Source organism: Paenibacillus ihuae, assembly GCF_001368795.1.
GTDB lineage: Bacteria > Bacillota > Bacilli > Paenibacillales > Paenibacillaceae > Paenibacillus_AQ > Paenibacillus_AQ ihuae.
Map to the genome: position 1 here is coordinate 4,048,771 of NZ_LN831198.1, position 3,196 is coordinate 4,051,966.

The following is a 3,196-nucleotide window of genomic DNA, read 5'->3' on the forward strand; positions in this document are numbered from 1 at the left end:
ACACAGAAAAGCCGCCGGACTACTCATCCGGCGGCTTGGGTATCAGCTTAGGCTTGGCTGGCTTGCGCCTGCTTACGCTGTTTCTCTACACGTTCGCGCTCGCCCTTATTCAGGATTTTTTTACGCAGGCGAACAGATTTAGGAGTGATTTCGCAATATTCATCATCATTCAGGTACTCAAGCGCACCTTCCAGCGAGAACATACGCGGAGTTTTCATTTTTACCGTTTCATCCTTGGTTGCGGAACGCACGTTAGTCAGTGCTTTTTCCTTACAGATGTTAACGATAATATCGTTGTCACGGGTATGCTCGCCGACGATCATACCTTCGTAGATATCCGTACCCGGTTCCAGGAAGAGGATACCGCGGTCTTCAACACCCATCATGCCGTAGAACGTAGTTGTTCCAGTTTCACTTGATACAAGTACACCCTGGTGACGTCCGCCAACTTGACCGCCAATCAGTGGAGCATAGCTGTCAAACGCGTGGTTCATTACGCCATAACCGCGGGTCAGGGTCAGGAAGTGTGTATTGTAACCGATCAGGCCGCGTGCTGGAATCAGGAATTCCAGACGGACTTGGCCGGTGCCGTTGTTGATCATGTTGACCATTTCTGCTTTGCGGCTGCCCAGGCTCTCCATTACGGCGCCCATGCTTTCTTCCGGAACATCGATAAGCAGACGCTCAAGCGGCTCCATTTTGGTACCGTCGACTTCCTTCACGATAACCTCAGGCTTGGAAACCTGCAGCTCATAACCTTCACGGCGCATATTCTCGATCAGAATCCCGAGGTGAAGCTCACCGCGTCCGGATACGATAAAAGCATCAGGGCTGTCTGTTTCATCTACACGCAAGCTGACATCTGTTTCCAGCTCTTTGAACAAACGCTCGCGCAGTTTACGTGAAGTAACCCACTTGCCTTCTTTACCGGCGAACGGACTGTTGTTCACGAGGAACGTCATTTGCATCGTAGGCTCATCGATCTTCAGAACCGGCAGTGCTTCAGGGTTCGCAGGATCTGCGATCGTTTCACCGATGTTAATATCTTTGATACCGGCAATAGCCACGATGTCGCCCGCGCCGGCTTCTTCTGTTTCTACACGTTTGAGGCCCTGGAAACCGAACAGCTTCTCAATACGCGCAGTCTTGCTCTTGCCGTCACGCATAATAACTGTAACGGACTGGCCTTGCTTGATCACGCCGCGGTTTACCCGGCCGATAGCGATACGTCCGAGATACTCGTTGTAATCCATCAGGGTTACAAGGAACTGCAGAGGCTCGTCAACTTTTTCAGTTGGAGACGGGATATGCTCGATAATGGTATCATAGAGCGCCTGCATGTTGTCGTCCTGCTGTTCCGGATCCAGACTCGATGTACCGTTCAGCGCAGAAGCATAAACAACCGGGAATTCAAGCTGATCGTCACTAGCTTCCAGCTCAATGAACAGATCCAGTACTTCATCAATAACTTCCTTCGGACGGGCAGCCGGACGGTCAATCTTGTTCACGACAACGATTGGAGTCAGGTGCTGTTCCAGGGCTTTGCGCAGTACGAATTTCGTCTGCGGCATGCAGCCTTCATAAGCATCAACAACCAGAAGGACACCGTCAACCATCTTCATGATACGTTCTACTTCGCCGCCAAAGTCGGCATGTCCAGGGGTATCTACAATGTTGATCAGGAACTCTTTATAGGTAATTGCTGTATTTTTGGCTAGGATGGTGATACCGCGTTCCCGCTCCAGGTCGTTCGAGTCCATGGCGCGTTCCTGCAGAGTTTCGTGGGCGCTGAAAATACCCGATTGCTGCAGAAGCTGATCGACGAGTGTTGTTTTACCATGGTCAACGTGGGCAATGATCGCAATATTGCGAATTTCTGTTCTTGAATGCATGATTTGTATCCAAATCCTCTCATTTATCAAATTAAAAATGTTTAAATTCATGGCATGTCACGGCAGTCTCACAAAAGAAGCGCCTGGCAGAAAGCCGACGCTCCAACATTCCTTAATATTATAGTGAAAGCACCATGAAAAGCAAGTCTTTTTATGAAAAAACGATTTCCAGCTTCGTTTAAATTTTCTAGTTCCGGGCAGCGGGGTTACCAGCCGCCATTCCATTTTTTGCGGCTTCCCTGTTTTCTGCGGCCAAACATCAGCCAGACTCCGCCTGCAACCAGTACAATCCCGAGCAGATAAAGGGCTCCGGTACCCAGCAGAGTGAAAATAAAGAGCACAAGACTCAATACACCTAATATCACTGAAGTGGCTGTCAGACTCCCCGTCCGCGCCGGTGAAAAAAAGCATATTCGTACAGGCCGACAGCGATGCCAAACAGCAGCAGCGGCCACAGATGACTCATAAATCCCCAGCCCCAGGTATTGCAGAATCCCAGGAGCAAACCGTAAACAGTCAAAATCCCGGCGGGAATCAGCACGGCGGCAGAGGTGCGGCGGCTAAAGAAGAGCACATGCAGGAACAGGCCTGGAACCAGAATTACGAGCGGCCATAAGGCTCGTCCGAGAAATCCGAATACCCCCAGCTTTCCTAATAAAATTACGAGGCCGGCGGCGGCAATAAATACCCCCAGTTTCATGTCGTTTTTAGATGACATTGTCCACCCATCCCTTCAGAGTTCACTTCTTGTCCCTGGATTTCTCTTATATTTTATCTGAAAATGAGTTAAAACGCCATCATTCTTCATGTTTCGGTTGTCTAAAAGAGTCATGGCGCAGTTCATGCTAAAAAGGCTGCACCAGAGCTTATACAGCTTCTGGCACAGCCATAAGTATTGCCGGTTCTTACCCGGCGGATACAAGCCGGCGTCTGAAAGCACCGGTCAGCACTACAATAATGCCAAGGGCCACCGGCAGTAAGGAATGCGAAGAAGGCAGAAAGAACGAGAGGACCGGCCCAAACTTGGCATCCTGAAGCAGCATCTCTCCTGCTGTATGGGCAAGAATAAAAGCGCCGATATAGATCAGGACAGGAAAACGGTGCAGCCAGCCGACTATGATTCCGCTGCCCCACACGACAATCGGAATGCTTAGGGCAATTCCGATTACAATCAGAGCCAGATCCCCTTTGGCCACTCCGGCTATCGCCAGAACATTATCAAGGCTCATAATGAAGTCGGCCAGAAGGATGGTGCGGATAGACTTCCACACGCTGGAGCCTTCCTCCCGGACATTAATTTCATC

Annotated in this window: 4 protein-coding genes; all 4 read right to left on the reverse strand. The window is 50.1% G+C overall.

Translation table 11 applies throughout. The annotated features are described in order from the left end of the window. Positions 1–47 precede the first annotated feature (47 nt). Positions 48–1,892, reverse strand: a complete 1,845-nt coding sequence (gene typA, locus AQR02_RS18715; RefSeq protein WP_054941770.1) for a translational GTPase TypA — start codon at positions 1,890–1,892, stop codon at positions 48–50. A 206-nt stretch (positions 1,893–2,098) separates the two neighbouring features. After that, positions 2,099–2,257: a hypothetical protein gene (locus AQR02_RS35335; RefSeq protein ID WP_342447465.1), complete on the reverse strand. Its 159-nt coding sequence runs from the start codon at positions 2,255–2,257 to the stop codon at positions 2,099–2,101. Between the two features lie 11 nt (positions 2,258–2,268). Next, positions 2,269–2,610: a hypothetical protein gene (locus AQR02_RS18720; protein WP_342447466.1), complete on the reverse strand. Its 342-nt coding sequence runs from the start codon at positions 2,608–2,610 to the stop codon at positions 2,269–2,271. A gap of 187 nt (positions 2,611–2,797) precedes the next feature. Further along, positions 2,798–3,196, reverse strand: a 399-nt coding sequence (locus tag AQR02_RS18725; RefSeq protein ID WP_425339988.1) for a TerC family protein, incomplete at its 5' end; no start/stop codon positions are given.

Excerpts from the sequence above, each read along its gene's own strand:
- typA (WP_054941770.1), bottom strand. The coding sequence starts at position 1,892 with ATGCATTCAAGAACAGAAATTCGCAATATTGCGATCATTGCCCACGTT.
- AQR02_RS18720 (WP_342447466.1), bottom strand. The coding sequence starts at position 2,610 with ATGTCATCTAAAAACGACATGAAACTGGGGGTATTTATTGCCGCCGCC.